This is a genomic window from Mesotoga sp. UBA6090 (assembly GCF_002435945.1).
Lineage (GTDB): Bacteria > Thermotogota > Thermotogae > Petrotogales > Kosmotogaceae > Mesotoga.
Genome location: NZ_DIXC01000005.1, coordinates 11,174 through 36,257 on the forward strand (window position 1 = coordinate 11,174; position 25,084 = coordinate 36,257).

Sequence of the window (25,084 nt, forward strand, 5' to 3'; positions counted from 1 at the left end):
AGTATTCTAAATCAAGTCGTTTTCTGAGTTATTTCAATCTGTTTGCCAGCAGTGAGACTTAATAGATGTGCAAATCAGAAAATGACTGCTAGGTTTGCTGTTCGTTCAATTTCGGCTATTTGATGAGGTGCTAGATGCAGCAATATTCGTTAAATGAAAGGAAGACCAAGAATCCCGAAGACGGTACTCTCGTCTTCTTCGAAGCTAACAAGGACATCCCTTTTGGTTTCAAGCGTGTTTATTATACGTATGGTGTGAAAGAAGGAATCATTCGTGGCCATCATGCGCATAAGGCCTTGGAGCAGTTGTTGATATGCGTTTACGGAGCGATCGAGATTATGTGCGATGATGGGGAGAAGAAAGAATGCACTGTCCTGGATGATCCTGCGAAAGGACTGTATGTTGGTCCTGGCATATGGCATACTATGGAGTGGTTAAAAGATGACAGTATCTTGCTGGTTCTTGCTTCCGAATACTACGATGAGTCTGATTATATCCGTGATTACGATGAGTTTATCAGACTTGTGAAGGAGGGTTACTGGAAGAGATGAAAGTACCTTTCAATGTTCTCAGACCTCAGTATCTCATGTTCAAAGAGGAATATGATAGAGCAGCTCTTGAAGCTCTCGATTCGGGCTGGTATGTGCTCGGAGAGAAGGTGAGTCAGTTCGAGCGGGAGTTTGCCGATTACGTTGGCGTTCAGCATTGTGTTGGTCTAAATTCAGGCTTGGATGCTCTCATTCTCGCCTTCAGAGCACTTGGCATTTCCGAGGGTGATGAAGTTATTGTTCCGGCCAATACCTATATCGCCTCGGTTCTTGGAGTAACTGAGAACGGAGCCGCGCCAATCTTTGTCGAACCGGACGAATTCTACAACATCGATCCAGCGAGGATAGAAGAGGCGATTACGGAAAGAACGAAGGCGATCCTTCCAGTACATCTCTACGGTCAGCCAGCAAGAATGGAAGAGATAATGCCGATTGCCAAGAAACACAATCTCTTTGTCGTCGAAGACTGTGCTCAGGCACATGGAGCTACGCTCGACGGAAAGAATATCGGGACCTTCGGGGACATAAACTGCTTCAGTTTCTTTCCGACAAAGAATCTCGGAGCCTTTGGAGATGGCGGGGCGATCGTAACTAACAGCGACGAACTGGCAGAGAGGGTCCGCCTCCTAAGAAACTACGGAAGTATCAAGAAATACTACCATGAGATCGAAGGCGTCAATTCCAGGCTTGATGAGATTCAGGCTGCGCTGTTGAGCGCGAAGCTAATACATATGACAGAGCTCGAAGATGATAGAAGAAGAGTAGCCGAGAAGTATCTGGAAGAGATCACCAATCCCCTTATAGAACTGCCGAAGATCAAAGAGGGCTTCAAGCATGTGTGGCATCTCTTCGTGATCAAGTGCAATCAGAGAGATGAACTACAGAGACATTTATCTGACAACGGAATAGGGACCCAAATACATTATCCCGTTCCTCCTCATCTTTCGGGAGCTTATAGCCGATTCGGACACAACAAGGGAGACTTCCCAATATCCGAGAACTACGCAGACAGTATTCTTAGCCTGCCACTATATAACGGTATGAGTGATGAAGAAGCCGATTATGTAATTGAAAAGATAAATATGTTCAAAGGGGTGAGTGTATGAGGGGTGTTATTCTAGCCGGCGGCAAGGGAACGAGGCTTTATCCGTTAACGAAGTCCTTGAATAAACATCTGCTTCCTGTAGGACCAGAGCCTATGATCTACAACCCTATTCACAATATGCAGGCTGCCGGTATTAAAGATGTTCTTATTGTCACCAGCACCGAACACATGGGGGATATGGTAAACCTTCTGGGAAGCGGTTCCGATTTTGGTCTGAGGTTTGCGTATAAAGTCCAGGATGAGGCGAACGGTATTGCAGACGCACTGAGACTTGCAAGAGAATTCGCAGGAGACGAGAATATTCTTGTCGTACTCGGTGACAATGTATTTGAGAAGCCTGTCGATTACTTTGTCAGGAATTATGAGAATGCGCAGAATGGAAGGGGAGCCAGAGTCTTGCTTGTCAAAGTCTCAGATCCGCAGAGATTCGGTGTTGCTGCGCTTGACGAACATAAGGTAGTGGAGATACAGGAAAAACCAGAGAACCCGAAGAGCGATTATGCCGTTGTAGGAGCTTACATCTATGACAAAAGCGTTTTCGATGTGATAGACCATATAAAGCCTTCTGCAAGAGGTGAGTTTGAGATAACCAGCGTCAACAACAGGTATATCGAGTTGGGTGAACTAGAGTACGATTTCGTTCAGGGCAGATGGATGGACACAGGCACTTTCGAATCCTACTATGTTGCCAACAAGATCATGTACGAGCATTACTTCAAGAAGATGGGAATTGAAAAACCCGAATGAGCCGAGCAAGACTCTTCATAGAAAACTTCCTAGTATATGGTATGACAGGAATTATTGGGAAAGCCATTCCTGTCGTGATGGTTCCCATAGTAACGAGACTCATACCAGATACTGCGATTTATGGAGTTTCTGATCTCCTGCATGTCTTAGTTTCTTTTGGTTCTGCTTTTGCAGTGCTTGGAATGTATGACGCAATGTTCAGGGTGTTCTTCGACGATGATACGCACGACCACAGACTTGCGGTTTGCTCCAGCGCTCTTTCAGTCGTAGCAATCAGCTCGATAATCACCGGCGCTGTGGTAATTATCTTCAGTAAGAGCTTCTCGAATCTACTTTTCACAACAGACGAGTATTATATTTGGGTAATACTGATGGGAGTCCAGATAACACTTGGAGCTCTGGATAGCGTCATCGCTGCCCCAACTAGAATGCAGAACAAGAGGAGAGTTTACGTAGTGTTAAGCGTTGTCACCCCACTTGTAAGTTACGGAATAAGCATCCCTCTAATCGTCTTCGTTGACCCTTTGTTCGGGCTTATCATGGGTGGATTTGCTTCGGTTGTGTCAAAGCTCTTCATATTCTGGCTGCTGAACGGGAAATGGTTTCGTTTCAGGTTCGCAAATAGAGCCCTCGCCCTTGAGATGCTCAAGATAGGCTTACCATTGATGCCTACTTTCCTTATCTACTGGATCTTCAATTCTTTCGATAGGGTTATGATTTCTAATATACTGGGAACATCTCAAAATGGAATCTATGCAGTCGGCGCAAAAGTAGCAAGTGTAAGTCAGTTAATATCTGCCGGATTCTCAGGAGGATGGGCTTATTTTACTTTCTCCACTATGAAGGACAAGGACCATTCGTCAATGATTTCAAAGATTTATGAGTATCTTGGAGTTATATCATTTGCAATTACCATCGCCATCATACCATTTTTCCCGATACTCTTCCGGCTTTTTTTTGCTGGGGATTACGTTCTTGGATATCAGGTTGCCCCGTATCTCTTTCTTTCTCCCCTGCTGCTAATGCTCTTTCAGACTTCCGGTAGTCAGCTTCTGGTTATCAAGAGGAGCTACTGGGTAACAATCTCTCTAGTAATTGGGGCTGGGCTTAACGTCTTACTCAACTATCTTTTGATACCTGTTCTAGGGATCGAAGGGGCTTCAATTGCAACTCTTATCGGTTACTCAAGCTCAGTTGTCATAATGGCAGTTATTACTACAAAGATGAATCTACTGAAGATCCAAAGAAGATTTGTCGTTTCGGCATCGATTACAGCCTTGTTCTTTGTTTTGTCCAAATTGCTCTTGAATAAAACACTTCTTCCGTGGCTTGTTGTTTCTCTTCTCAGCATGGGGTTAATACTCTTTCTTTACAGAGAAGAGATGCAAGGGCTGATAGGAAGAGCGAAGAGAGGTAGATCTCCATGAAAAGATTGCTAGTAACAGGCGGAGCAGGCTTCATCGGCAGTAACTTTGTAAACCATATTCTTGAAAGAAAAGAAGAGCTGCAGATAATAGTTCTGGATTCCCTCACATATGCCGGGAATCTCGCAAATCTATCCAGTCACCTTAATGACAGTAATATCATCGTTCCTGAGAGCCACGAGAGACTGGAACTTATAAAGTATGATCTTTTTGGTAATAGCGGTGTTTTATCAGATGCTTCGAAAGACCTCGAGAGACTGAAGTTCAAACTCAATACCTTTGCGCATAACCAGACACCGGTCAATGAATTAAACCGCTTCTTAGAAGACACCTTAGCAAGAAACCGGCTTGAACTGGTTGTGGGAAGTGTTGAGGACAAGAATATCGTTGAACAGCTCATGCCTTTGTGCGATACGGTGGTGAATTTCGCGGCCGAAACCCATGTAGATAGATCGATACTCAACCCAGATCAATTTATAAAGACCGATGTGTATGGAACTTACGTTCTGCTTGAAGCCTCAAGAAATAACCCAGATCTGAAGAGGTTCTTGCACGTCTCTACCGATGAAGTATATGGGGTGGCCTCCGAACATAGCTTCTCGGAGAAAGACCCCATAAATCCTAGAAACCCATATTCGGCAAGCAAGGCTGCAGCTGATAGGCTCGTTTACGCATATAACCAGACTTATGGTTTACCTGTTAACATAGTGAGGCCATCGAACAACTTCGGACCGAACCAATACCCGGAGAAACTTATACCCGTAATGATAATTAAAGCTTTGAGAGGTGAAAAGCTACCGGTTTACGGAGATGGAAAACAGGTCAGAGATTGGTTGTTCGTGAAAGATACGGCCAGAGCGATAGAGACTGTTCTGGAAAAGGCTCCCGCAGGAGAGGTCTACAATATTGCCGGGAGAAACGAGAGAGAGAACATATTCATGGTAAACACAATCCTCCAAAGACTGGGTAAGAGTACGGAACTGATAAACTATGTAAAGGACAGACCAGGTCATGACGTAAGGTATTCTCTTGATGACAATAAACTGAGAAAAGAGCTTGGCTACTCTCCTGAGAAAGATTTTGAGAGCAATCTGAAAGAAACTATAGATTGGTATCTCAACAACCAGGAATGGTGGCAGAAGATCCTTGACCACGACAAAGAGTACAGGGAGTTTATGAGTAGATGGTATAAGGAGAGATAAAACCTTGTCAAAGCTGATGAAAGCTATCAGAAATCCTAGGCTTGCTCTAAAAGTACTACAAAACAGAATCAGAAGTGCACTTAATAAAACTAAAGCGAAGAGATCTGCCAGAAGAAGTGGTGCAAGGCTTGATTTAGGCGAACGTATTAGCTTTTATCAGAAAACACTGTTTACGGGGAAAGGGAGCATTAAAGTCGGTTCAAGTACATCATTCGGAGTCGATGTCGGCGGAAAGTATTTTCACAACTATTGCGAAATACAAGCACGCTTCAAAGAGGCGGAAATAACGATCGGTGAAAATGTCGCTTCAAACAACGGATTACTGATTATCTGTGCCGAAAGAATCGAAGTTGGAAGTGATAGCCTCATTGGAAAAGACGTTCAGATGATTGATTTTGATGCACATGGTTTAGCCCCTTCTGAAAGGAGAAACTCAGTCGGAAAGGTAAAGCCAATAGTTATTGGTAGAAACGTGTGGATTGGAAATAATGTAATAATACTAAAGGGAACTGAAATTGGTGACAATTCCGTCATTGGTGCCGGTGCAGTTGTGGCCGGAGGCAAGTTCCCATCAAACGTGGTAATAGCAGGCAATCCTGCGAGGATTGTTGAAGAGATTTGAAACATCAGCGCCACCGGAACTTATTTGTTGATTTGTAGCTAGTACTTTCAAACAGAAAACATGATTCAATAAGGGAGGTAGTCTTGAAATGTACAGAATCCTGGTTGGAGGGGCAGGGGGAACTCCTGCAAATAACTATATAAAGTGCTTGAAGAAGGTTGGAGGTTTCTATGTTATTGGTACTACTAGTAATAAATACGACGTATTCAAGTCACTAGCAGATGAAAGCTATTATCTTCCTCCAGCAAGAGACAATAGCTATTTCGAGGCTTTTCAAGAGATTCTCGATAAGACTAAACCAGATTTTGCTTATCCAAGTCACGATTTTGAGGTCCAGACTCTCTCCGATAATCGTAATAGGCTTGATGATTTGGGTATAAGGTATTTGTGGCCTTCCCAAAAGACTGTGAACTCATGCGTTGACAAAGGGAGATCTGCTGCTATTTGGCAAGCAGCAGGAATCAAAGTACCCAATACTATTCTAGTTAGCGATTATGAAGATCTGGAGAAAGCTTTCGGAGATTTCGGAGGCAATGTTTGGTTAAGAGCAAGAGAAGGCGGAGGAGGATACGGAGCACTTCCAACCAACAATATTTCTTTTGCAGAAGCTTGGATTAATCAGTTCAATGGGTGGGGCAAATTCACTGCCGCAGAGCTTCTTACTCCTGACAGTATCACATGGTCATCAATATGGCTCAATGGGGAGCTTCTTGTTGCTCAGACAAGAAAGAGACTGTTTTGGGCATTCGCAAATCGAACTTTGTCAGGTGTTACTGGTATCACAGGCGCCGCAGTGACTTGTGATGATTCCATAGTAGATGATATTGCTCTCAAAGCGATACTTTCAATAGATGATAGACCTAATGGTATTTTTTCAGTTGATATGACCTACGACAATGAAGGAATCCCTAATCCTACGGAGATAAACATTGGTAGGTTTTTCACCACCATTGATTTTTTTGAAAGAATGGGTCTGAATATGCCGTATATTTTCACTATGACAGGACTGGGGAAACTGGATACAAGTATGTTGCCGCGAAAAAAGGTGAATCCGCTAACACCTGGAAAATGCTGGCTAAGAGGAATGGATTTGGAACCAGTGCTAGTTGATCTCGATAGAATTGACCTAGTGGAAAGACGGTGAAGACATGATAATTGGGATAACAGGTTATTCTGGATTTGTTGGCTCAAGAATACTCAGACTACTTATCAATGATCAATCAATAGATGAGATCTATCTCATAGGTAGACAACCGATTCTGGATTGTACTTCATCAAAGCTTAAACATTTTCGCTTTGATCTTGTTACTTCATCTGAGTCTTTTGATAGGCGACTAGATGTTCTAATTCACTCGGCAGGAAGAATAAGAAAAACCCATAATGATGCTACTCCGGACAAAGACTACTTCGATACAAATGTTTATGGCACTTTCAATTTGATCAACCATGTAAAGACCAATAGACTAATTTATGTTAGTACGGTTGATGTTTATGGAGAAAACTCTTTTGAAAGACGTATTGATGAAAACCGTTGCTCAAAACCTCAAGGAGTCTATTCAGCAACAAAATACCTTGGGGAGGAAGTGTGTAGAATAGCTTATGCAGAAGAAAATCTTTTAGTAGCTAGATTAGGCAATGTATATGGTCCTGGAGATCGTTCGGAAAAACTCATCCAAACCGCAATTAAGAGGATTAAATCTGGACAGAAAATCAAAATGTACGGAGATGGCTCATACACTCGCGACTACATATTTGTAGAGGATGTTGCTTCCTTGGTGGTAAAACTATCTGTTGGTGAGGCCACTGGGATTGTGAACGTTGTTTCAGGAAGTGATCACTCAATATCAGAAACACTTGCTATGATTTGTTCGAGACTTGGCGTCAATTTTGATGAGGTTGTGGAAACTTTAGATGTCGAGAATCCTCCAAAATCAATAAGATTTAACAACCAATGTCTGAAGAGGTTTGTAAAATCATTTCAATTCACTGAACTATCAAAAGGGCTTGTCCAGACAATTGATTAGCCTTTTCTTGGATTTCGATGGTACAATAAACGACTCTTCCTTGAGGGCGTATGAATCATACTCCATGGCTACCAAAAGACTTGGTGGAATTCCTATTGATTACCAGGGTTTTCTTCTGAATAAGCGAAACGGGATTGAAAAATCTGCTCTGCTTTTTCGAAGCGGAATAGAAGTCTCTGCAGTCGATATGTTTGATAATTATGTTCTGTCCTTCATAGAAATGGAATCCTGCTTATTACTGGACAGGCTTTATGGTTGGTCATTAGAGCTTCTTAGTGCTTTTTCAGAATTAGAACTGAAATTATTCTTACTTACTTCGCGCCGGAGATCTGATCTACTACAAAGACAAATTGACAATTATTTCATAAGGGAGTATTTCTCAGAGATTTTTGTTGAAAGTGACAAGGCTGCTTTTTTGAATTCTCAGGATCTCGAATCTACATGTATTATTGTAGGCGATACCGAAGCAGAAATAGTTGCTGCAAGACGAGCACGCATTTCATGTGTCTCCGTATCCTGGGGGATGAGATCACGCAGTTTTCTTTCGGCTCTCAATCCAGAGTATCTTGTAGATGATTTCAAGGATCTTCTCGAGATAATTGGTAAAAAAGCAATTCGCAAAGAACAGTGAGTCATTCAGAGTTAGCTCTGGGGTTGCTTGCAGGATTCTCATTAGGTAGGCGAAGATAAGCAATTGTCACACTTGGTTTCAAAGTAACATGGCAACATGAGATTACTATATTGTGAGTTGTTAAGTATACTTGTGGGGGACCAGATCTGACTAGAAGTTTCCTAGAAGCGGGAGTTGAAAACACAGCACAAAAGGGGGATTGGTATGGCTGGTTTTCAGAATCCTTTATATGACGATTTCTACAAGACAAGGATTCAAAATCGTGAAGAAGACATTAGAGGTCCGTATTTCCGGGATCAAACTGCGATTATCCACTGTATGGCTTTCAGAAGAATGAAGAAGAAAACGCAGGTTTTCTTCTCTCCTCAAAACGATCACGTATGCACTCGAATTGAGCATTCGCTGCATGTATCGACTATAGCCTCAGTAATTTGCAGAGCTTTGCGACTTGACGTAGAGATGGCGCAGGCGATCGCACTTGGACATGACATTGGCCATGCTCCATTTGGGCATGCGGGAGAGAAGAAACTTAGTGAACTGGCGTCCGGTTGTGGAGGCTTCTTCCATGAGATTCAAAGCCTTAGGGTATTGGATCGGATTGAAAACGATGGGAAAGGCCTCAATCTAACTTATGCTGTCAGAGACGGGATCGTCTCGCACTGCGGTGAAGAAGATGATAGAAGCCTTGAACCGTGTTCATCTGTGAAAAATCTTGATGAGATTCAGAAGAAGAGTACGATTCCAACGCCATATGAAGGTTGCGTTGTTAGGTTTTCCGATAAGATCGCCTATCTTGGCCGTGATATTGAGGATGCAATTACTCCCGGGATAATTAAGATTGAGGATGTCCCTCAGAACATACGGGATGCACTCGGTAGTAAGAACGGAGAAATCATAAATGCCTTTGTTACTGATTTAGTGACGTGGTCGGAGAGAAACGGCCTAATTGGGTTGTCAGATCAGAAGGTCGCCCTGATAAAGGAGTTGAAGGACTTCAACTACAAAAAGATTTATAAACATCAGAAACTCCTCTCCTATATAGAGTACGTTGAGAAGATCATTGAAAATCTGTTTTACTACTATCTGCATCATGTTACTGAGTATCAGATGAACTTCAGTATGTACAAAAATGCTTCTGATAAACCGGCGCAGCGAATTGGCGACTATATCGAAAGAAGGCAAAGTGCATATACGCTGGAGTCGTTCAATGCTACAAGAGTAGTTGTTGATTACATAGCAGGTATGACTGATGATTATGCTCTCAAAACATTCGAAGAAATCACATTGCCTAAGCCCATAGAGTTTGTGAGATGAGAACTAATTGACTAGAAACCAAAGGAGGGGGAGATGGAGAGGTATATCATTGATGATACCTTGATAAGTGATCACGCGGAAGGACTGAAACTAGGATTCATGAAAACAGTCAACGTAAATGACAATCTAACCTTTCCATGAGAAGTCACCTCTGCAATAAGCATGCTTAGGCAACTCAAAAAAGGAATAATTCTGTTAGATTGTGAACACGTAAAATCACTTGACCTGAGAGAAACGGTTGGCTGACTGTTAAGGAGTTAAGCTGTTCGAGATCTGCAGAAAGTGCAAACCAAGATGTGGAGTTAAGAGAAATCATTCTTTTCCGAACCGTTTGGTTACTGGAGTTTTTCGGGACAGACTCCATTATTAACATTACAGTAACGTTGCACTTCGTTCGAGAGCCAGAAGCTTTTGGTCCCATAGTAAGTCCGTTTTTGACACTACAGTAATTTACGCGGCGATTGTTATTCGCATAAGTCCATTGCCCTGAAAGCGTCATAGAGCCAGTGAAGATTGTGAGCGTAAGTTTTGTTTTATGTTGATAAAGTAGTAAAATACAAGCATTGTTAGGCAAACGTCGAATTTCGTTGTTCCTATGCACATTGCTCAGAAAGCGGTTGATTGTCTGGAGTTATGTGAGGGGTCAAAGATGGAATCTTCGGATTAAGAATACATGGAGGGTCATATGTGCTCAGATACCGATGAACATAGTTCATGTTCTGAGAACCTTGAAGTTGTACCTAATGATGAACTTGAAAAGAGGAGAGTACTGTTTGAAATCTGCAAAGAAAACTACTACGATGAAAGGGGTAGAGCTACACGCCTAGATGCAAAGGGTTCCAGCTATTTGATATTCTACTCAATTTTGGCGAATGCAGGAGTAATGCTATTGGGCAAGCAACAGCCTCAAAGTCTCCTGATTATGCATGTTCATATTGCGTTCTTCACTTTAGTAATACTTGGTTTGATGTTTGCTTTTCTTTCCCTAAAAGTAAGATCAACGACTACTCCAGATGTATCTATTAAGACCACTGATGCCCTTGAGAAACAACCAACAAGAATTGTCCTAGAGAGTTTTGAGAGATTCTACTCCGAGGCAATTATCGATAATGAGAATTCTAACAATAAGAAAGTTCGGTGTTTAGAACTGTCAAGCTATATTGGGATTGCCAGCATTATCACTTTTGCAATCCTCTTGTTGCTAATAATCAGCATTTGATCAGGAGGGAGATGAATATGATGGCTGAGGAAGAGAAGAATCCAAAAAATGAAAATAATCAGAAAGAACCTGAAAGACAAGTTTTCCCAATCCCAAAGCGAAGAATCAAAGAGTCGAAAGATCCGGATGAACAGAAGCCTTTGTTTGAAGACAGCACGGATGAGAAGAGCAGTGATTAGTAATAAGACCGAACTGTGGAACTTGATTTGTCAAACACAAGAGGTCCGAGCTTCACTTAGTTCCTTTGATCGACTGAACTAACATGAAATTGATTAAACAGAAGCTAAGTATTTGAGAGGGTTTCCAGGTTGCTTCGTTACTTCCGCATCGATTAGTCTTGTCGTTGGTGTTGAGTTATGACCGAGTTTCTTCAGTGGATTCGCAATATAGGGAGTTATTGCGGGCAATCATACACATTGACAGCAAGTTACCAAACTTGTAGCCCAGAAATGTCGTACATTAGTAGGTCCGAAGGAAACAAGAATACAAAGGCGCAACACTTTTGCTCTCTAAAGGGTGGTTTCCGCGATTGTTGAAAGGAAGTGATAACATACCGATTTATGTTCGACGCAAGGGAAAGGACACATGGCACTGGTGTAAGAACTGCTCCAACTATCCCACTGGCACTGATGTTGAAGAATCCAGTAGCAAACCAACTACTGGAGAACTATGTAACGAGTGCAGAAGCAAAGAGAAGAACAACAACTGTAGCACTAAATAAGTAGTAAATAAGACTCTTTGGAAACCACCCGCCCTTTTTCGGGAAAGCGTTTTCAGGACCTTTGGGACTCAATAATCCTTTCAGTATAGGGAATGACCTTTCGGGAATCCGGGGGAGGTACCGTATGACTCTCTACACGTTTCTTGCTGTAATCATACTTCTGGCAATTGGCTTCGTAATTCTTTATGTTTTGAGCATCTATCTTAAGTATAGGAAGTCATCGTATAAGAATTCGAGCGGCAACTCCTTTCTGCAGATTCTGTTCGATAAGGGGAACTACGGTGAGTTTCTTATCTTTTCCAGGCTCGAGAAAATTGAGAGGCATCACCGACTATTGACGAATATCTATCTTCCAAAGTCAGACGGATCGACTACTGAGATAGATATTCTGATGATAGCTGAAACCGGAATATATGTATTTGAATCGAAGAACTATAGCGGCTGGATCTTTCGCGATGAAAAGGGGAGAACCTGGACTCAGGTCCTGGAGAACAAACAGAAGAATCACTTCTATAATCCAGTGTGGCAAAACAATGGCCACATAACGGCCCTGAAGCATGCGACGGGGCTGAGAAATCCAGAACTATACAAGTCATATATAGTCTTCAGTGAGCGTTGCACCTTGAAAAAAGTGAATGTCAATTTGCCAAATGTATTTGTTATGAAGAGAGACAGCCTATTGAGAAACGTGAAGCTTGACATGATGAGTTCTCCGAATGTATTTGATCCTGAACAAGTCGACAGGATCTACGTGAAGTTAATGGGGTTCACTCACGCCGACAGTTACACGAGGAGTGCTCACATAGAAAATGTGAGGTCGAAGATATCGTGAATTCTACGGTCGCTTTTCACCTCCGGTTTGCAAAGGCTTTACTGATAGTGTTTACTTTAATGTTTGCATCTCTTGCGATTTCTCTTACTCCCATTGTTCTTGACATCTCGGGAGAAGAATTGGTTTACGCAAGGGAGTTTATCGATCTAAGCGCCTCCTTTAGAGAAATGGAAGAAGGGCAAGTAGAAAGAATAGATGACGCCGCTCATATGGATGTTGCAATTGGGAGGTTTTTTCCCAAGGTGAGACTGATTGGAGTAAGACTTCCAAGAGAAGAACCACCCTTCATTCCTTATTTGGAGAGAGCAAACACACTAATGGGAAATGTGCTTCTAGATAGCGATGTCTTCATTTCATACGTTGCTTTCAGATACGATTCTGATTCTAATTATCTGTCCTATCTGTGGTTTCCTTATGAACTTGAAGGTACGGAGGTTTTGATATCTGCTAATCTCCTTCTGGTTATGAATGGACTCTGTGATTACGTTCCTGAAACTAACGTCAAAGGAAAGCTTTATGAATACATGGAACAGGCTAAGCATAACGCGAAGAGCAACCGGATCGGAATTTGGAGCGAGGATGAGAACCCTGAAACCTCTCTCGAGGCAAGAATCCACACTAGTGAAAAGAAAACTTCCAACAGAACTCTTTCGATTACAGTTACAGGAGACTTCGATACAGCTTACAGCGGTTATATTGACATTCAGAGGTCGTACCCAAACACGAAGATCAGACAGGAGATCAGGGGAACAATCCCCCATGTACATGTTATCGAGCTGGATGAATCATGGGACAATCAATACTTCTCGCTCACTGCGAGCATTGTGCCAAAGACAAAGAACAAAGATTTGACGGCTACCGTTCGATTCAACAACGAAGTTCTCACATCTGGGTCAATCGGGCCCTATACAGGAGGCAGAGTCTTTATATATCTTATGCTGGTCAAGTATTCACTTGACTGACGCGGCTCGTTCCTTCTTGGTTTTGCTGCCATATCGTTCCGGGAAGCATTATTGAAGTCTCTCATGCGACTTCGAACACAGTAGCAGAACCTTGTAGAATAACAAGCGAAAACTCTTAGGGCGGGTAAGGTCCACTTATCACTACAAAAAGCATATCTGATTCACTTCGTCTTTGTTCAGTCAAACTACAAATTTTATCTTCAGGAGCCTCTGCTCCTAATGCTTATCCATCTTGAGACCTTAGGCCTTGTGATACAACGACTCCTACTTAATTCGCACATAGATATCTTCGAGTTTGAAAGCATGACAGCCTTGCTGATTATACTTTCTCTCTATGTCTCCTTTCCAGTAGAGATACCAGCATCTATCAACAGGGAGTCTCGTTTCGGAGTCCAAAGGATGGGAAAGGTTACTGCTAACTTCTTTTTCTAGATTCGAAAGTTCATTGCATAGTTCCTTTTCATAGCCTTCACCACCACCAACAGGTTTGTCAACAGTTAAAAGAACGTAGTGGTCATGCAAGTTTTCGCCAGCTTTCTTAAGACGATTTGGTAAGTCCTTTCGGAGAACACCGTGATCCCGAATTTTCACCTTTGCATCTCTTAAAGAATTGTCGTCTGAGAGGGTGCTCCCCATTAACACCTTGCTCCCGTCACGTATCTTAATACCTTTGTTTACTGCGAGCTGAAACAAGTGAAAGCGCCACATTTGCCTGAGAGATCTTTTCAAAGCTGCAGAGCGTGTCTTGCAGTTGATTGTGGTTTCGACTTCAACCCAGAATACGAGCCCGTCAGCGAGTATGAGTGCATCAGGCTCACCAAAACCAATTCCTCTGCCAAAATTTGGGAACAACCATACTTCCACATTTTCAAAGCTCTTCTTTTCAGTCCTTCTGCCTGTTCCAAAAGCTTTCAAATTATTCAGAAACAGTTCTTCAATTCCTTTTGGGCATTGCGACAGTGCTTGGAAAAGCAGAAAAGTAGCAGAGTTTTCTCCGTACATGCGAAGCGAAGTGACTCCAGCCATTTCATCCTCCTCCTTGATTCAATACTAGAAATCGCTTTCAAGAGTTTGCAATATAGTCCAGCAAGTAATAGCAGTCCTCCGAATAGTATATCCCCAACAGAGATGATAATCACAAATTTATTATTGTATGAGTCTTCATTATTTATTTCACAGTAACGTAGTAGAAGCTAGATACCTTGGGGACTCCGTTATTTACATTAGTTTAATATTGTTCTTTATTCAACTAGAACTCGTTTGCTGTTAGCGGTTCTCCGTTCTCCGACAAAACGACGAAGCCGGGCCTATACTGTCAGAGAAAGGATTAATAGGTGAGGAATACAGAGAATGGGCCAAATGTCTTTTGCTATAATCTGAAGTGAAGCTTGACGTGATGCGAAAATGGGTAAAGACATTAGAAGACTTGTCAGTCCCCTTTTTTGCGAACATTTCTGCAGTTAGAGGTGATGATGATGCCGAGGGCTGCTCGGGTTGTATTCGAAGGTGTTGTTCATCACATTACTCAGAGAGGCAATTACAGGCAGAACATATTTGAGGATTCTGCCGACAGGAAGAAGTACATCGAGTTCGTCGGCGAGTATTCTACAAAGTATCAGATGAAGATCTACGCTTACTGTCTTATGACCAATCATGTTCATTTCTTAGCGGCTCCCCTAAGAAGAGACTCCCTGGCAACGACTTTCAAGTACCCTAATATGAGGTACTCCAGCTATTTCAATAAGAAGAACCGGAGATCGGGTCATCTGACAGGAAAGGTTCTATTCCTGTCCGCTGCATCATGATCACGCTCTTGAAGCTTTGAGGTATGTTGAGAGAAATCCTGTTCGTGCGAAGATGGTTCGGTTTCCCTGGGAGTATGAATGGTCGAGCGCGAGAGAACATGTGGGATTTATTGAGGAGGCAGGAATTCGCAGTGAAGATGAGGGCAATGAATCTGAGCACAGAACTCCGGGATTAGTTAGTGACCGATCTATTACCCAGAGTTCTTCATTTCATGGAGCGGGAAAGGTGTCTGAGAAAGATACTTCACCTACTCGGACCTCCAGATCATCTTCTAGGATTATAAAGCTTTCTCCGCTGCAGGAACTCGATCTTAACTGGAATCCCGAAGGCTGGAGAGAATTTCTGGGTTTTCCCGATGAACTAGGAGTTTTTCGGGACAGACTCCATTATTTACATCCGTGTAATATAGTTCTTTGTTCAATTGGAACAGGTCCGCCGTGAACGGTCCACCGTCCAAAGATCCGCGCTGGTCGCTTGCCAGGAGACGCTGATCGCTTGAAGGTTCGCTTGCGGCTTTTTCGAGGACTCCATTATTTACAGGCTGGCGATTCCATGCCCTGCAAGGATTTTTGTAGTCATCCGCACATAGTCTCGCCCGTACCGCCAACTATTAGATCGTTCATTTGACGGACAGGTCCATAGAGAAGCATAACCACCGGTATATTCTCAGACTCTGTTTCCGGCTGCGTAATAATCCCGCGGATCAAACCGTCTTCACTCATCAACGAGACTTCTCTCTCCACAACGGAGTATTGAGTAGTACCGATAAGCTGCCCAAAAATCAGAACTTAAGAGAAAATTACTATTAGGAGCATTAACGGACCCCTGATCGCTTTCGGAAGAATCGCCTCGTTTCCGCTTAACTGGGGTACATCAGAAGACCTTTCGGGACCAATTTTTTCGGGACAGACTCCATTATTAACATTACAGTAACGTGGCACTTCGTTCGAGAGCCAGAAGCTTTTGGTCCTATAGTAACTCCGTTTTTGACACTACAGTAATTTACGCGGCGATTGTTATTCGCATAAGTCCATTGCCCTGAAAGCGTTATAGAGCCAGTGAAGATTGTGAGTGTGTCGCTAGGTTCTTAGCTGGATTTCCAAGAAGGTTGGACGTTTTTGAATCTTAAGCTTCGAAAGGATTTCACGCTGTCTGACCGTTAGTTCTGTGCTCTTCTGTACTTCGTTTTCATTGAAAGAAGAATGACAGAGCTGCATTCTCTTCAGTTTGTTTCTTACCTTGCTCCAATTTTGCCATGCAAATAAGACATTAGAAGACTTGTCAGTCCCCTTTTTTGCTGGTAGTTAGAAGAACTGTTTCGAAGAATTGGGACTCCATTTTTCACTATTTCGGTTGCTACAGCACTTAATGGAATTTCAAATCGGTTTAATGCTGCTTGTTGGTTGTTCGTCCGCGGGACTGACTAATAACTTATTGCACTCAGAATTACTGTTTCAGTACCTTGAGATGCTAGAATTCTTAGGAGGTTGACTATTGTGGACAGAAAAACAAAAGAAATCGTGTCGCGACTTTTTGGAAATTGCACTAAAGACCTATTGCGTCTATATAATACTTCTGCTCTATTCTTGAATGCTATTGATCTTACGAGGAATAGATATGATTCTGTTCGAGTTGATAGCTTTCTCTCAACAGTAGGGAATCTAGACAGCAGTTTCATGAGTTTTGTCGATTCCTTTTCAAATAGCTGTTTCACATTTACACGTTCTCAACTACTGGATTTCTATTCAGTCAATGCTGTTCATGAAGTCGCTAAGAATTTTGTCATCAAGAGTGTTGCTATTATGGATACCTACTTAGAAGAGCTGTTCGTCAATCTGCTGAATCTGCATGAAAAGGGTATAACCGAAAAGCAAGTAGCTGGTAGGGTTCATTTTGCTTTCGGAATTGAAGGTTCGCTCCGAAAGTTTCTCTTAGATTTAGGTATGGACAAACCGCAGGATTACTCATCATCACCTGAAATGGTATTTGATAGATACGAAGAAATCAGGCTGATTCGCCACTGTTTGTCTCACAAGAACGGTGTAGTTGATGAGGAGATTCGCAGGAAGTTAGACGTTTTCAAAGATAGACTGCCGGAAGACCTGAAAGAGTTTTCAATAGCTTCGTCGTACATAGTGAAAGACTCGAAAGTGTATCTTGATCATAGTACACTCTATATATTTCGCAAATGGTATCTTGATGCGATTGTCTATTTCGTTCTTGCTTTCAAAATCGATCTAGGTGAATTCACAACGAAAGATTTGTTGCCTTGGTCTACATCTTTCATTGGGACAAGTGAATAATAATCAGGGACCTTTAGGAACTCCATTATTTACATTATCGAAACGGAGATCTTCATTCAATAGGAGGAACATGCTGGCAATGATTCTCCGTTCTCTTAGAAGAGAAAAAAGAGCATAAGAGCCGGATCTAGGCTGTCAGAGAAACGATGGATAGGTGAAGAATACAGAGAATGGGCCAAATGTCTTTTGCTATAATCTGAAGTGAAGCTTGACGTGATGCAAAAATGGGTACAGACATTAGAAGACTTGTCAGTCCCCTTTTTTGCGAACATTTCTGCAGTTAGAGGTGATGATGATGCCGAGGGCTGCTCGGGTTGTATTCGAAGGTGTTGTTCATCACATTACTCAGAGAGGCAATTACAGGCAGAACATATTTGAGGATTCTGCCGACAGGAAGAAGTACATCGAGTTCGTCGGCGAGTATTCTACAAAGTATCAGATGAAGATCTACGCTTACTGTCTTATGACCAATCATGTTCATTTCTTAGCGGCTCCCCTAAGAAGAGATTCCCTGGCAATGACTTTCAAGTACGCCAATATGAGATACTCAAGCTACTTCAACAAGAAGAACCGGAGATCGGGTCATCTCTGGCAGGGAAGGTTTTATTCCTGTCCGCTGCATCATGATCACGCTCTTGAAGCTTTGAGGTATGTTGAGAGAAATCCTGTTCGTGCGAAGATGGTTCGGTTTCCCTGGGAGTATGAATGGTCGAGCGCGAGAGAACATGTGGGATTTATTGAGGAGGCAGGAATTCGCAGTGAAGATGAGGGCAATGAATCTGAGCACAGAACTCCGGGATTAGTTAGTGACCGATCTATTACCCAGAGTTCTTCATTTCATGGAGCGGGAAAGGTGTCTGAGAAAGATACTTTAACTTCTCAGACCTTAACATCGTCTTCTAGGATTATAAAGCTTTCTCCGCTGCAGGAACTCGATCTTAACTGGAATCCCGAAGGCTGGAGAGAATTTCTGGGTTTTCCCGATGAACTTGATTTTCTCAGTAGAATCAGGGGAAACACGTTTTCTGGAAAGCCGTTGTTTGCCGAGGAACTTGTAGCCGATCTTGAGAAGGAGCTCGGGGTTCCACTTGGCAGTAAGCCGAGGGGGAGACCGAAGAAGGAGTAGACGCGAAAAACGGGACAGATAATAGGAGCGTTTGGGAGCCAGTCTGCTAACGCAGGCCAGTCACCTTCAGTACCGCTTTGCGGGCAAAGAACTGCTGTTCACTCTAAAAAAACACATTGACCGTCAACGGTAAACCGTTCTCTGAATTGAGGTAAATACCAATTCAAGTTTCGTAAAGGTCGCACGGTTTGAGGCGTGCTTCAGAGCGCACACTCCCCACCGCAAGCGGTCCCCCCCGCTCGAGCGGGGATTTAAGATCAAGAGCATAGGAACGGTTCTTCAACGCTACGCGTCCAGGTTTTTGGTGTCAGTTCGGGAAAGACCTGAGGTCAGAGGCGAGAGGTATGAAGAGCGCGATCTTGATCTGTTGAGTGGCCCGGGAGGATTAAACCCCCAGGCTCTCCCAGAACCGAGCATGAACCTCTCGATTCATCCAGCTTCTATTATCCAACCGCATAGTGTATATCCATAGTCCATTGAACAAAGAGCTTGGGTGTCTCTGAGCGTTTCTCTTCAACCATTTTCTCGCTCGTACAAGACCTTTTCGTTTCTTGTACTTGTTTCTAACCCATTGAACAAAAGCTCTGTTCAGATGGAAAGCCGTTCTTCAGCGATGAAAAGGTTGTCGAATTCGAAAATGTTTTAAGCGTTTCACTGAAAAGAAGGCCAAGGGGTAGACCGAAAAAAAGTGACGCTGTAGAAAATATGGTCCCATTTTCTACGGGAAAATGGTAGGGTCAAGAGATGCGCTTGGGTTTAGGCAAGAGCTGCTTTGCAGCGGGGCGAATCCCTTCGGGATTGACACGACCGACTAAGCCGGTGTCATGAACTCTTATGGAATTGTTTCGAACCACTTCGTGGTTGTTGATAAGGTAGCTAAGCTGAAAACCGAGTTGCACGCTAACGCGTGAGGGAGCCTTGAAAAACAGGGATAGTTCTCAAAGGTGTTCATTCCTTTGTTATTTTTGTTGGTTTATAAGGTAGATGCCCAGCACCATGTGTTGAAATCCCAAATACTTTCCTCTTGATTTTTCATCATAATTGGTCTGGTAAAAGAATCCAGCTTTTTAACCAATTCCTGGTATGAAATATCCGTAAGTTGTCCGTGTCTTGAAATGAAGGCTTTCCACCGTATTTCCATACCAGCATCGTCTTTGATCATTTCGGGAAAGAAAGTTTCTTCTGGAAGAGGAGTTCCTCGATTCATGAAGGTTGATTTTATTGAGTTGGAGAGGACATCGAGAGAAAAATTGGTTGTTTGAGCAAGGTAGTATATGTCATAGAAATCTTTCAACCTGCTATTTGCCGTGCTTCTTTTGACAATTGTCTCAAGCTTTTCAGCTATAGCTGTTTCTTTGGAATAAGCTATAACCTTAGGAGCTTCAAAATCAAGAAGTACGGGATATTCCATTTCAATCGGACTTGGAACAATGCTGTCTCCCACGGCAATATCCAAATGAAGTCGGGTCTTTACTTTAGTATTGGCAAGCTGAGCTACAAAAAAGACCCGAATTCCTTTATAATCTTGATCTTCTGTTATTTGCTCAACCTGAATGCTGTTTGCATCAAATAGCACCCCATCATTCGAGTCTGCGGAATTAAGTATTTCCTCAATAATTGCTTTTACCTTGTCTGCTTTTATTGGAAGCCCTTTTGCAAGAAAATCTAGGTCTTTTGTAGGCCTTGATCTATTTAGAGAATCGTAGGATATCAACAGCATTCCGCCTTTGAGTATCAGTCTATTTCTGTATTTTGATTTTCCTAATCTGTAGAGAAAACGCTCATAAAAGTATTGTATGAGCAAGTACTCATTGGATCTTCCTGTCTGTCTTGAAATGTTCAACAGTTTCGTTCTAACCGAAGCCCCAATATTTCGCATACAATCACTCCATAGCGGATATTATAATGGGTATAAGATAAGGTGTTATCACCGTTTTGATTCTAAGCATTGATGCGTATTCCATTAGCTTTGAGATATTTGAACCCTTGCGTTTTACATAATTTATTAATGATTCAACGGCAACGTCTTCTCCAAGTTCCTTCCTGAATCTGAAAGCATCGCAGATGGTTCTTTCGAGGTCATATATTCTTATAATCCCGGAATTCGTTTTTGTTCTGGTAATACCGATTTTGTATGTGCTTTTGTCAAAGTAATAGAGTTTAACGGGGGGATATTCAAACTTGAGATGACTTACGTTATTAGGTACACCAATGGTAATTTTTGGAGAGATGTATGTGGTCAGGTTATAAAACTGGAGTGCTGAAGCTAGACATATAACGGTATATTTACTTGCTTTAGTAATTGCCACAAGATCAGTTTCAAGACCATTGTATGCATCTGCCAGCATATATAGACCATGTTTTATCCTGATAATCCATCCATTTTCTAGAGCCGTCTTTATTTCCCTTGGGTGTATTCCCGCTTTTAGAAACTGCGATGTTCGCTGGAAATAATTATTATATTTGAAGCAGGACTTTATTTTTTTCTCAATATCGGTTTTCTTGCTCATTAAAAGGGCCTCCAGCGATTATGTGGATAGAACACTATGTAATTATAAATATTTGCCTAGTGTTCTATCCAAATTATTCTACCATAATGGCAGCTTAAGAAACACGACACGAACCGCTTTGCGGTTGCCATGGAAAAACAGACTCTATTTTATCAAGAGCGAAAGAGCGTTTCTGGCGCGCTGCGCCCAAGTTTTTCGTTCCGACGCTTCGCGTCCGGGTTCTTGGTTAAGGAGCGCGAGAGAGTAAGAGAGAAGGAGAGACTGAAGAGATGAGATCCCGTGCAGAAGCATCACGGGATGACAGTACGGGGGGACTGTGGGATGACAATCTTAGGTGATTCTGTAGGGGCGAACGNNGGGGAAGCCATCTCACAGGCGCAAGACAGAAGGACCCTTTCGTGACAGACTCCATTATTTACATTACGTTAACATAGGTATTCGTTCAACTAGAACAGGTCCACCGTCAACGGTTTTCCGTCCGCCGACAAGAACGAAAAGCCGGGTCTTGGGTCTCGCAAGAGCGTTGCGAACTATTGTTGTAAAGAGGGTTCTTCGTTCCGACGCTACGCGTCCAGGTTCTTCGTTCTTGGTTAAGGAGTGTGAGAAGAGGAGGGAGCGCAAGACGGTCGCTCTCGTCTTCTCGTGAGCGCAGCGAACTCTCGGATATCCTCATTCTCGGCTCTTGTAAGCGTTCACCGACCAGCGAAGAGCGGCTCTTTGATTGGGTACAGACATCAGAGAATTTGTCACTCCCCATTTTCGCCGAAGTTAATCCAGCAAAGACCTAATTTCCAGTAATCGCGAGGAAGATGTGAAGAGGCAGTATTTTTATATCTCCTGAAAGATCAAGAGTGTGCTTCGAAAGCACAATACCCTTCTTGAAGTGTCTTCTTATGGTCGAGAGATCTTGGGGGGTTATGCTGTTCTGATACTTTAGCTCGATCGGAACGTGTCTTACTAGCAAATCGATTTCTTTCCCTTCTTTTGAGTACCAGTAACCAACGTCAGTAATCGAATCAAGCCCATTGCCAAGGTTCTTTCCAAAGGCGAATGCGCAGTTGGTCGTCATGATGTTCTCCAGTATTGCGCTTCTGTCAAGCTGAAGACCCAGCTTCTGCGATACTACGTCGCTGATCAGTCTGTCGCAGTAATATATCTTCTTCTGTTTCTTTTCTGATGGGAGATGTGTTTTTTGATCCATGTGCTTGAGGGTAAGAAGCAAGTAGTCGATTCCCAAGACTTCAACGTATTTTTGAAATGTCTTTGTGTCAATTTCCGCCTCGCTTGCTGCGCTGCTCCAGGAGAATCGTGATGAAAGTCTGGTCGAGACATAGGTAAGTATCTGGATGAGTTTCGCTCTTGAAAGACCATACCTCTCTATGTTTCCTATCAGGATCTCCCAGAAAGTGCTTACCAGCGTCTCGCGACTTTCACCTTTTGCATAAGCTTCAACTGCCGAGGGAAATCCTCCAGAAGCTATATAGTTGAAGAATTCAGTTTCAAGAATTTTGTCCTTAATTAGCAGCTCAAAGGAGTCTGCCGGGACCATTTTCAGAATGTCCTCGGGTTGACATTTCGGAAGTCCGTCAACTCTCTTGCAGCTCAGGTACTCCCTGAAAGTCAACGGAAGAAGGAGAATATCTGCGCCACTTTGCCCTTTTCTACCAGGAAGCCTTTCAGATGATCTTTTTAAGTCACTTGCAGAGGAGCCGGACAGAGCAAAGAAGTCATTGACCATTTCTGTATTGTCCCGGACCTCCTTGACTGCACGTTGCCACTGATCAACCATCGTGATTTCATCAATAAATATATATCGTTTCTTCTCGTTTCTGGAGAATTGAAAATATTGAATCAAAAGGTCTCTGAGCTCATCGGCTCTGGATATGGTATCCAGCGGGAGATAGAGTATAGAGCGCCTCTCTCCTGATTTCAGGAGTTTTGCTATGCTAAACTTCAGTAATGTAGACTTTCCAATCTGACGTGGCCCCCTGACGACATACAGGTTATTTCCAGACAGATCAAAAAAGCCATTGTAGTCTCTTTTGAATGAGCTACTCTCGTACTTGTCAACTAGATGGAAAGTAAGGTTTGTATTTTTGCTTTTTTCGTCCCACCATGGATTGTAAAATGCTACTGTCGAAAAATCCATCTTCATCACCAAGTAAATAATACCACCTTCTTGCTTTTTATGGATTCATAATCCATATATTATGCAAATTATGTGGAAAGCGCCTCCGTAATACAGGGATCGTGAAGGGGTCGAAAAAAAGGATGTAAGAGCCCAGAGGAAAGAGGTTGGAAGAACGCGAAGATCTTGATTTGTAATCTCTGGTTCGAGAGAATAGAGAGAGGGCGAGACTGATGAGAAAAGTGAGATCCCATGCAGGCCCCCCAAACAGGAGCACTTTGGGTCAGGCTCCACGGGATGAAGATGAAGGTGTATGATGAAACTACTGGCGATTTTTTGAAGCTGAGAATGTTCACCGCTCTTGATCTGGAATTTGAATCCTCCCTTGAGGCAGCTAACCATTACCCATGAGTCAGAGAGTTAAATGCTACTAAAATTCTTGTTCTTGCGTGTGTTTGTATTTGGCTCCTGATGATCCTGATCTTAAGTCCTCCCTTGAGGGAGGAGCGCCACGTAGTGGCGGAGGATGTGCACTAATTCGCAAGTTCGAGATGTAAGTTATCAGAAGTTGAAAGAATTTATTCCAACACAAGTCAACGTTGCCTTCACCGAAGAAGCATCCTGGGGTTAGCGTGTCAGTAAGCAGGACATCTTTCTGAGGGAAGGTCAGGAATGAGATCTCGCAAAGAATCCGGATTTATCTTGAATGTCGGACTTGGTGCAAGTAATGCTGGCTATTTCATTTCTCAACTTGGTACTTTGATCATTCTGATTTCAACCGTTTGTCAGCGAAGTTTCTGAATTTCAGATAGTATGACTTCTGGTGCAAGGTCTTCACTTTTCGTTAGCAAGCTTTCGATCCATGCCAATATCGTTACAGGATCAGAGCATTCAGAAGGAAAAACGTTTTGATTAAGGTGAAGGTGATGCGGATGAGTTCTAATGCTTTATTGATGGGGCGAGTTATCCCACCTCATCTCGGTCCGAGTGTCGACAACCCAATGGAAAGAATATTTCCTCTGTGTGGCATTCACAAATTCCCATATGTAGACCTTCGATGAGTTCTTGAAGTGGATTTCAAGCTTAATGTATGCAAATTTCTTACCGGTCTTGAAGTCATGAATCTTGAAGTCCTGGACGAGTAAGGATTTTTCAACGAACTTCAATATCTTCTGCATTTATTCTCTCCATCAGCGAACTTACTTCTGAAAGAGCAGACTGGCATGCTTCCCATTCAATTAAGTCATCCCACATTTCATAGTTTTCATCAGAATCATTAACAAGGCTTCTAAACTCTTCTAGTGAACAATCGTACCTTCGCTCTAGCCTTGCTGACTGCTCCCGCAAGAGATTCATCTGATACAAGAGATCCAGCTTCTTGAAAGCAAGTAATTCTTCCTTGGAGACTATAATCATGTCTGTCCCCCCTTCCATAATTGATCAGAGTATCTACCAAATTATAGCATCCGTTGCTTCCAAAGGATTTTTCAAGACCTTTCGGAGACCTTTCCTTTCGGGACAGACTCCATTATTTACATTCAGTTAACATAAGTATTCGTTCAACTAGAACAGGTCCACCGTCAACGCTCCACCGTCCAAAGACCGAGAGAGAGGAGCGTATGAGCCGGGTCTGGAATCTGGTAAGAGAAGGAAGAGCAGAGAGGGAGAGAGAGAGAAAGAGAGGGCGAGAGGACGCGAAAAACGGCGCGATTTTTCGTGACTCCATTATTTTCATTCCGGTAACATAGGTATTCGGTAGTCAGAGCAGGTCTGTCGTCAACGGTTCTCCGTTTTCCGAGAAGAGAGAACTTATGAGCGCGAGAGAATAAGAGAGAATGTTTTTTGCAAGAGTGAATTCCC

General features: G+C 42.8%; 24 protein-coding genes. 17 read left to right on the forward strand and 7 right to left on the reverse strand.

Annotated features, from left to right (window positions below; all coding sequences use genetic code 11):
• Window positions 1-134 precede the first annotated feature (134 nt).
• The 14 genes from B3K42_RS01130 to B3K42_RS01195 all read left to right on the forward strand — a co-directional run bounded on the left by B3K42_RS01130 (window position 135) and on the right by B3K42_RS01195 (window position 13,351).
• The gene (locus tag B3K42_RS01130) at window positions 135-551 is read left to right on the forward strand and encodes a sugar 3,4-ketoisomerase (RefSeq protein ID WP_110990927.1); all 417 of its coding nucleotides are present in this window, start codon (window positions 135-137) and stop codon (window positions 549-551) included.
• Window positions 548-1,654, forward strand: coding sequence for a DegT/DnrJ/EryC1/StrS family aminotransferase (locus B3K42_RS01135; protein WP_110990928.1), 1,107 nt, complete (start codon window positions 548-550; stop codon window positions 1,652-1,654). The genes B3K42_RS01130 and B3K42_RS01135 overlap by 4 nt, the downstream gene beginning before the upstream one ends.
• Window positions 1,651-2,400, forward strand: a complete 750-nt coding sequence (locus B3K42_RS01140) for a sugar phosphate nucleotidyltransferase (protein WP_110990929.1) — start codon at window positions 1,651-1,653, stop codon at window positions 2,398-2,400. The genes B3K42_RS01135 and B3K42_RS01140 overlap by 4 nt, the downstream gene beginning before the upstream one ends.
• Entirely contained in the window at window positions 2,397-3,827 is a 1,431-nt protein-coding gene (locus B3K42_RS01145; RefSeq protein ID WP_110990930.1) for a lipopolysaccharide biosynthesis protein, read from the forward strand. Before B3K42_RS01140 ends, B3K42_RS01145 begins: the two co-directional genes overlap by 4 nt.
• Window positions 3,824-5,026 carry a dTDP-glucose 4,6-dehydratase gene (gene rfbB, locus B3K42_RS01150; RefSeq protein ID WP_110990931.1) on the forward strand — a complete coding sequence of 401 codons (1,203 nt, stop codon included), beginning with the start codon at window positions 3,824-3,826 and terminating at the stop codon, window positions 5,024-5,026. Before B3K42_RS01145 ends, rfbB begins: the two co-directional genes overlap by 4 nt.
• Window positions 5,027-5,030: 4 nt before the next feature.
• The gene (locus tag B3K42_RS01155) at window positions 5,031-5,648 is read left to right on the forward strand and encodes an acyltransferase (protein ID WP_110990932.1); all 618 of its coding nucleotides are present in this window, start codon (window positions 5,031-5,033) and stop codon (window positions 5,646-5,648) included.
• Between the two features lie 88 nt (window positions 5,649-5,736).
• Window positions 5,737-6,792 (forward strand): carboxylate--amine ligase, encoded by a 1,056-nt coding sequence (locus B3K42_RS01160; RefSeq protein ID WP_110990933.1) that lies wholly within the window; start codon window positions 5,737-5,739, stop codon window positions 6,790-6,792.
• A 4-nt stretch (window positions 6,793-6,796) separates the two neighbouring features.
• A complete protein-coding gene (locus tag B3K42_RS01165; RefSeq protein ID WP_110990934.1) occupies window positions 6,797-7,672 on the forward strand; it encodes an NAD-dependent epimerase/dehydratase family protein in 876 nt (291 codons plus the stop codon).
• Window positions 7,665-8,303 (forward strand): HAD family hydrolase, encoded by a 639-nt coding sequence (locus B3K42_RS01170; protein WP_220026638.1) that lies wholly within the window; start codon window positions 7,665-7,667, stop codon window positions 8,301-8,303. The genes B3K42_RS01165 and B3K42_RS01170 overlap by 8 nt, the downstream gene beginning before the upstream one ends.
• A gap of 204 nt (window positions 8,304-8,507) precedes the next feature.
• Window positions 8,508-9,617: a deoxyguanosinetriphosphate triphosphohydrolase family protein gene (locus B3K42_RS01175; protein ID WP_110990936.1), complete on the forward strand. Its 1,110-nt coding sequence runs from the start codon at window positions 8,508-8,510 to the stop codon at window positions 9,615-9,617.
• Between the two features lie 685 nt (window positions 9,618-10,302).
• Complete coding sequence (locus B3K42_RS01180; RefSeq protein WP_110990937.1) at window positions 10,303-10,836, forward strand: hypothetical protein; 534 nt, start codon at window positions 10,303-10,305, stop codon at window positions 10,834-10,836.
• Window positions 10,837-10,856: 20 nt separating this feature from the next.
• Window positions 10,857-11,015 (forward strand): hypothetical protein, encoded by a 159-nt coding sequence (locus B3K42_RS01185; protein WP_181419111.1) that lies wholly within the window; start codon window positions 10,857-10,859, stop codon window positions 11,013-11,015.
• A gap of 666 nt (window positions 11,016-11,681) precedes the next feature.
• Window positions 11,682-12,389, forward strand: coding sequence for a nuclease-related domain-containing protein (locus B3K42_RS01190; protein ID WP_110990938.1), 708 nt, complete (start codon window positions 11,682-11,684; stop codon window positions 12,387-12,389).
• On the forward strand, window positions 12,386-13,351 hold the full coding sequence (locus B3K42_RS01195; RefSeq protein WP_110990939.1) for a thermonuclease family protein: 966 nt from the start codon (window positions 12,386-12,388) through the stop codon (window positions 13,349-13,351). Before B3K42_RS01190 ends, B3K42_RS01195 begins: the two co-directional genes overlap by 4 nt.
• Window positions 13,352-13,615: 264 nt before the next feature.
• Here the strand turns inward: B3K42_RS01195 and B3K42_RS01200 are convergent, their stop codons facing one another.
• Entirely contained in the window at window positions 13,616-14,377 is a 762-nt protein-coding gene (locus tag B3K42_RS01200; RefSeq protein ID WP_110990940.1) for a hypothetical protein, read from the reverse strand.
• Between the two features lie 449 nt (window positions 14,378-14,826).
• Between B3K42_RS01200 and B3K42_RS01205 the strand changes: the two genes are divergently transcribed.
• A complete protein-coding gene (locus B3K42_RS01205) occupies window positions 14,827-15,156 on the forward strand; it encodes a transposase (RefSeq protein WP_292596356.1) in 330 nt (109 codons plus the stop codon).
• Window positions 15,157-15,732: 576 nt separating this feature from the next.
• Here the strand turns inward: B3K42_RS01205 and B3K42_RS01210 are convergent.
• Window positions 15,733-15,879, reverse strand: a complete 147-nt coding sequence (locus tag B3K42_RS01210) for a hypothetical protein (RefSeq protein WP_220026686.1) — start codon at window positions 15,877-15,879, stop codon at window positions 15,733-15,735.
• Window positions 15,880-16,653: 774 nt separating this feature from the next.
• Here B3K42_RS01210 and B3K42_RS01215 point away from each other — a divergent pair.
• Window positions 16,654-17,460, forward strand: coding sequence for a hypothetical protein (locus B3K42_RS01215; RefSeq protein ID WP_110991286.1), 807 nt, complete (start codon window positions 16,654-16,656; stop codon window positions 17,458-17,460).
• Between the two features lie 295 nt (window positions 17,461-17,755).
• Window positions 17,756-18,586, forward strand: a complete 831-nt coding sequence (locus B3K42_RS01220) for a transposase (protein WP_292596360.1) — start codon at window positions 17,756-17,758, stop codon at window positions 18,584-18,586.
• Between the two features lie 973 nt (window positions 18,587-19,559).
• Here the strand turns inward: B3K42_RS01220 and B3K42_RS01225 are convergent.
• The 5 genes from B3K42_RS01225 to B3K42_RS01245 all read right to left on the reverse strand — a co-directional run bounded on the left by B3K42_RS01225 (window position 19,560) and on the right by B3K42_RS01245 (window position 24,640).
• Window positions 19,560-20,465: a nucleotidyl transferase AbiEii/AbiGii toxin family protein gene (locus tag B3K42_RS01225; protein ID WP_110990351.1), complete on the reverse strand. Its 906-nt coding sequence runs from the start codon at window positions 20,463-20,465 to the stop codon at window positions 19,560-19,562.
• Window positions 20,466-20,469: 4 nt separating this feature from the next.
• Window positions 20,470-21,096, reverse strand: a complete 627-nt coding sequence (locus B3K42_RS01230) for a type IV toxin-antitoxin system AbiEi family antitoxin domain-containing protein (RefSeq protein ID WP_110990352.1) — start codon at window positions 21,094-21,096, stop codon at window positions 20,470-20,472.
• Window positions 21,097-21,880: 784 nt separating this feature from the next.
• Entirely contained in the window at window positions 21,881-23,245 is a 1,365-nt protein-coding gene (locus tag B3K42_RS01235) for an ATP-binding protein (protein WP_258367235.1), read from the reverse strand.
• 926 nt (window positions 23,246-24,171) lie between these two features.
• Entirely contained in the window at window positions 24,172-24,402 is a 231-nt protein-coding gene (locus tag B3K42_RS01240; RefSeq protein WP_258367236.1) for a toxin-antitoxin system TumE family protein, read from the reverse strand.
• Window positions 24,377-24,640 (reverse strand): hypothetical protein, encoded by a 264-nt coding sequence (locus B3K42_RS01245; protein WP_110990354.1) that lies wholly within the window; start codon window positions 24,638-24,640, stop codon window positions 24,377-24,379. The genes B3K42_RS01240 and B3K42_RS01245 overlap by 26 nt, the downstream gene beginning before the upstream one ends.
• Between the last annotated feature and the right edge of the window lie 444 nt (window positions 24,641-25,084).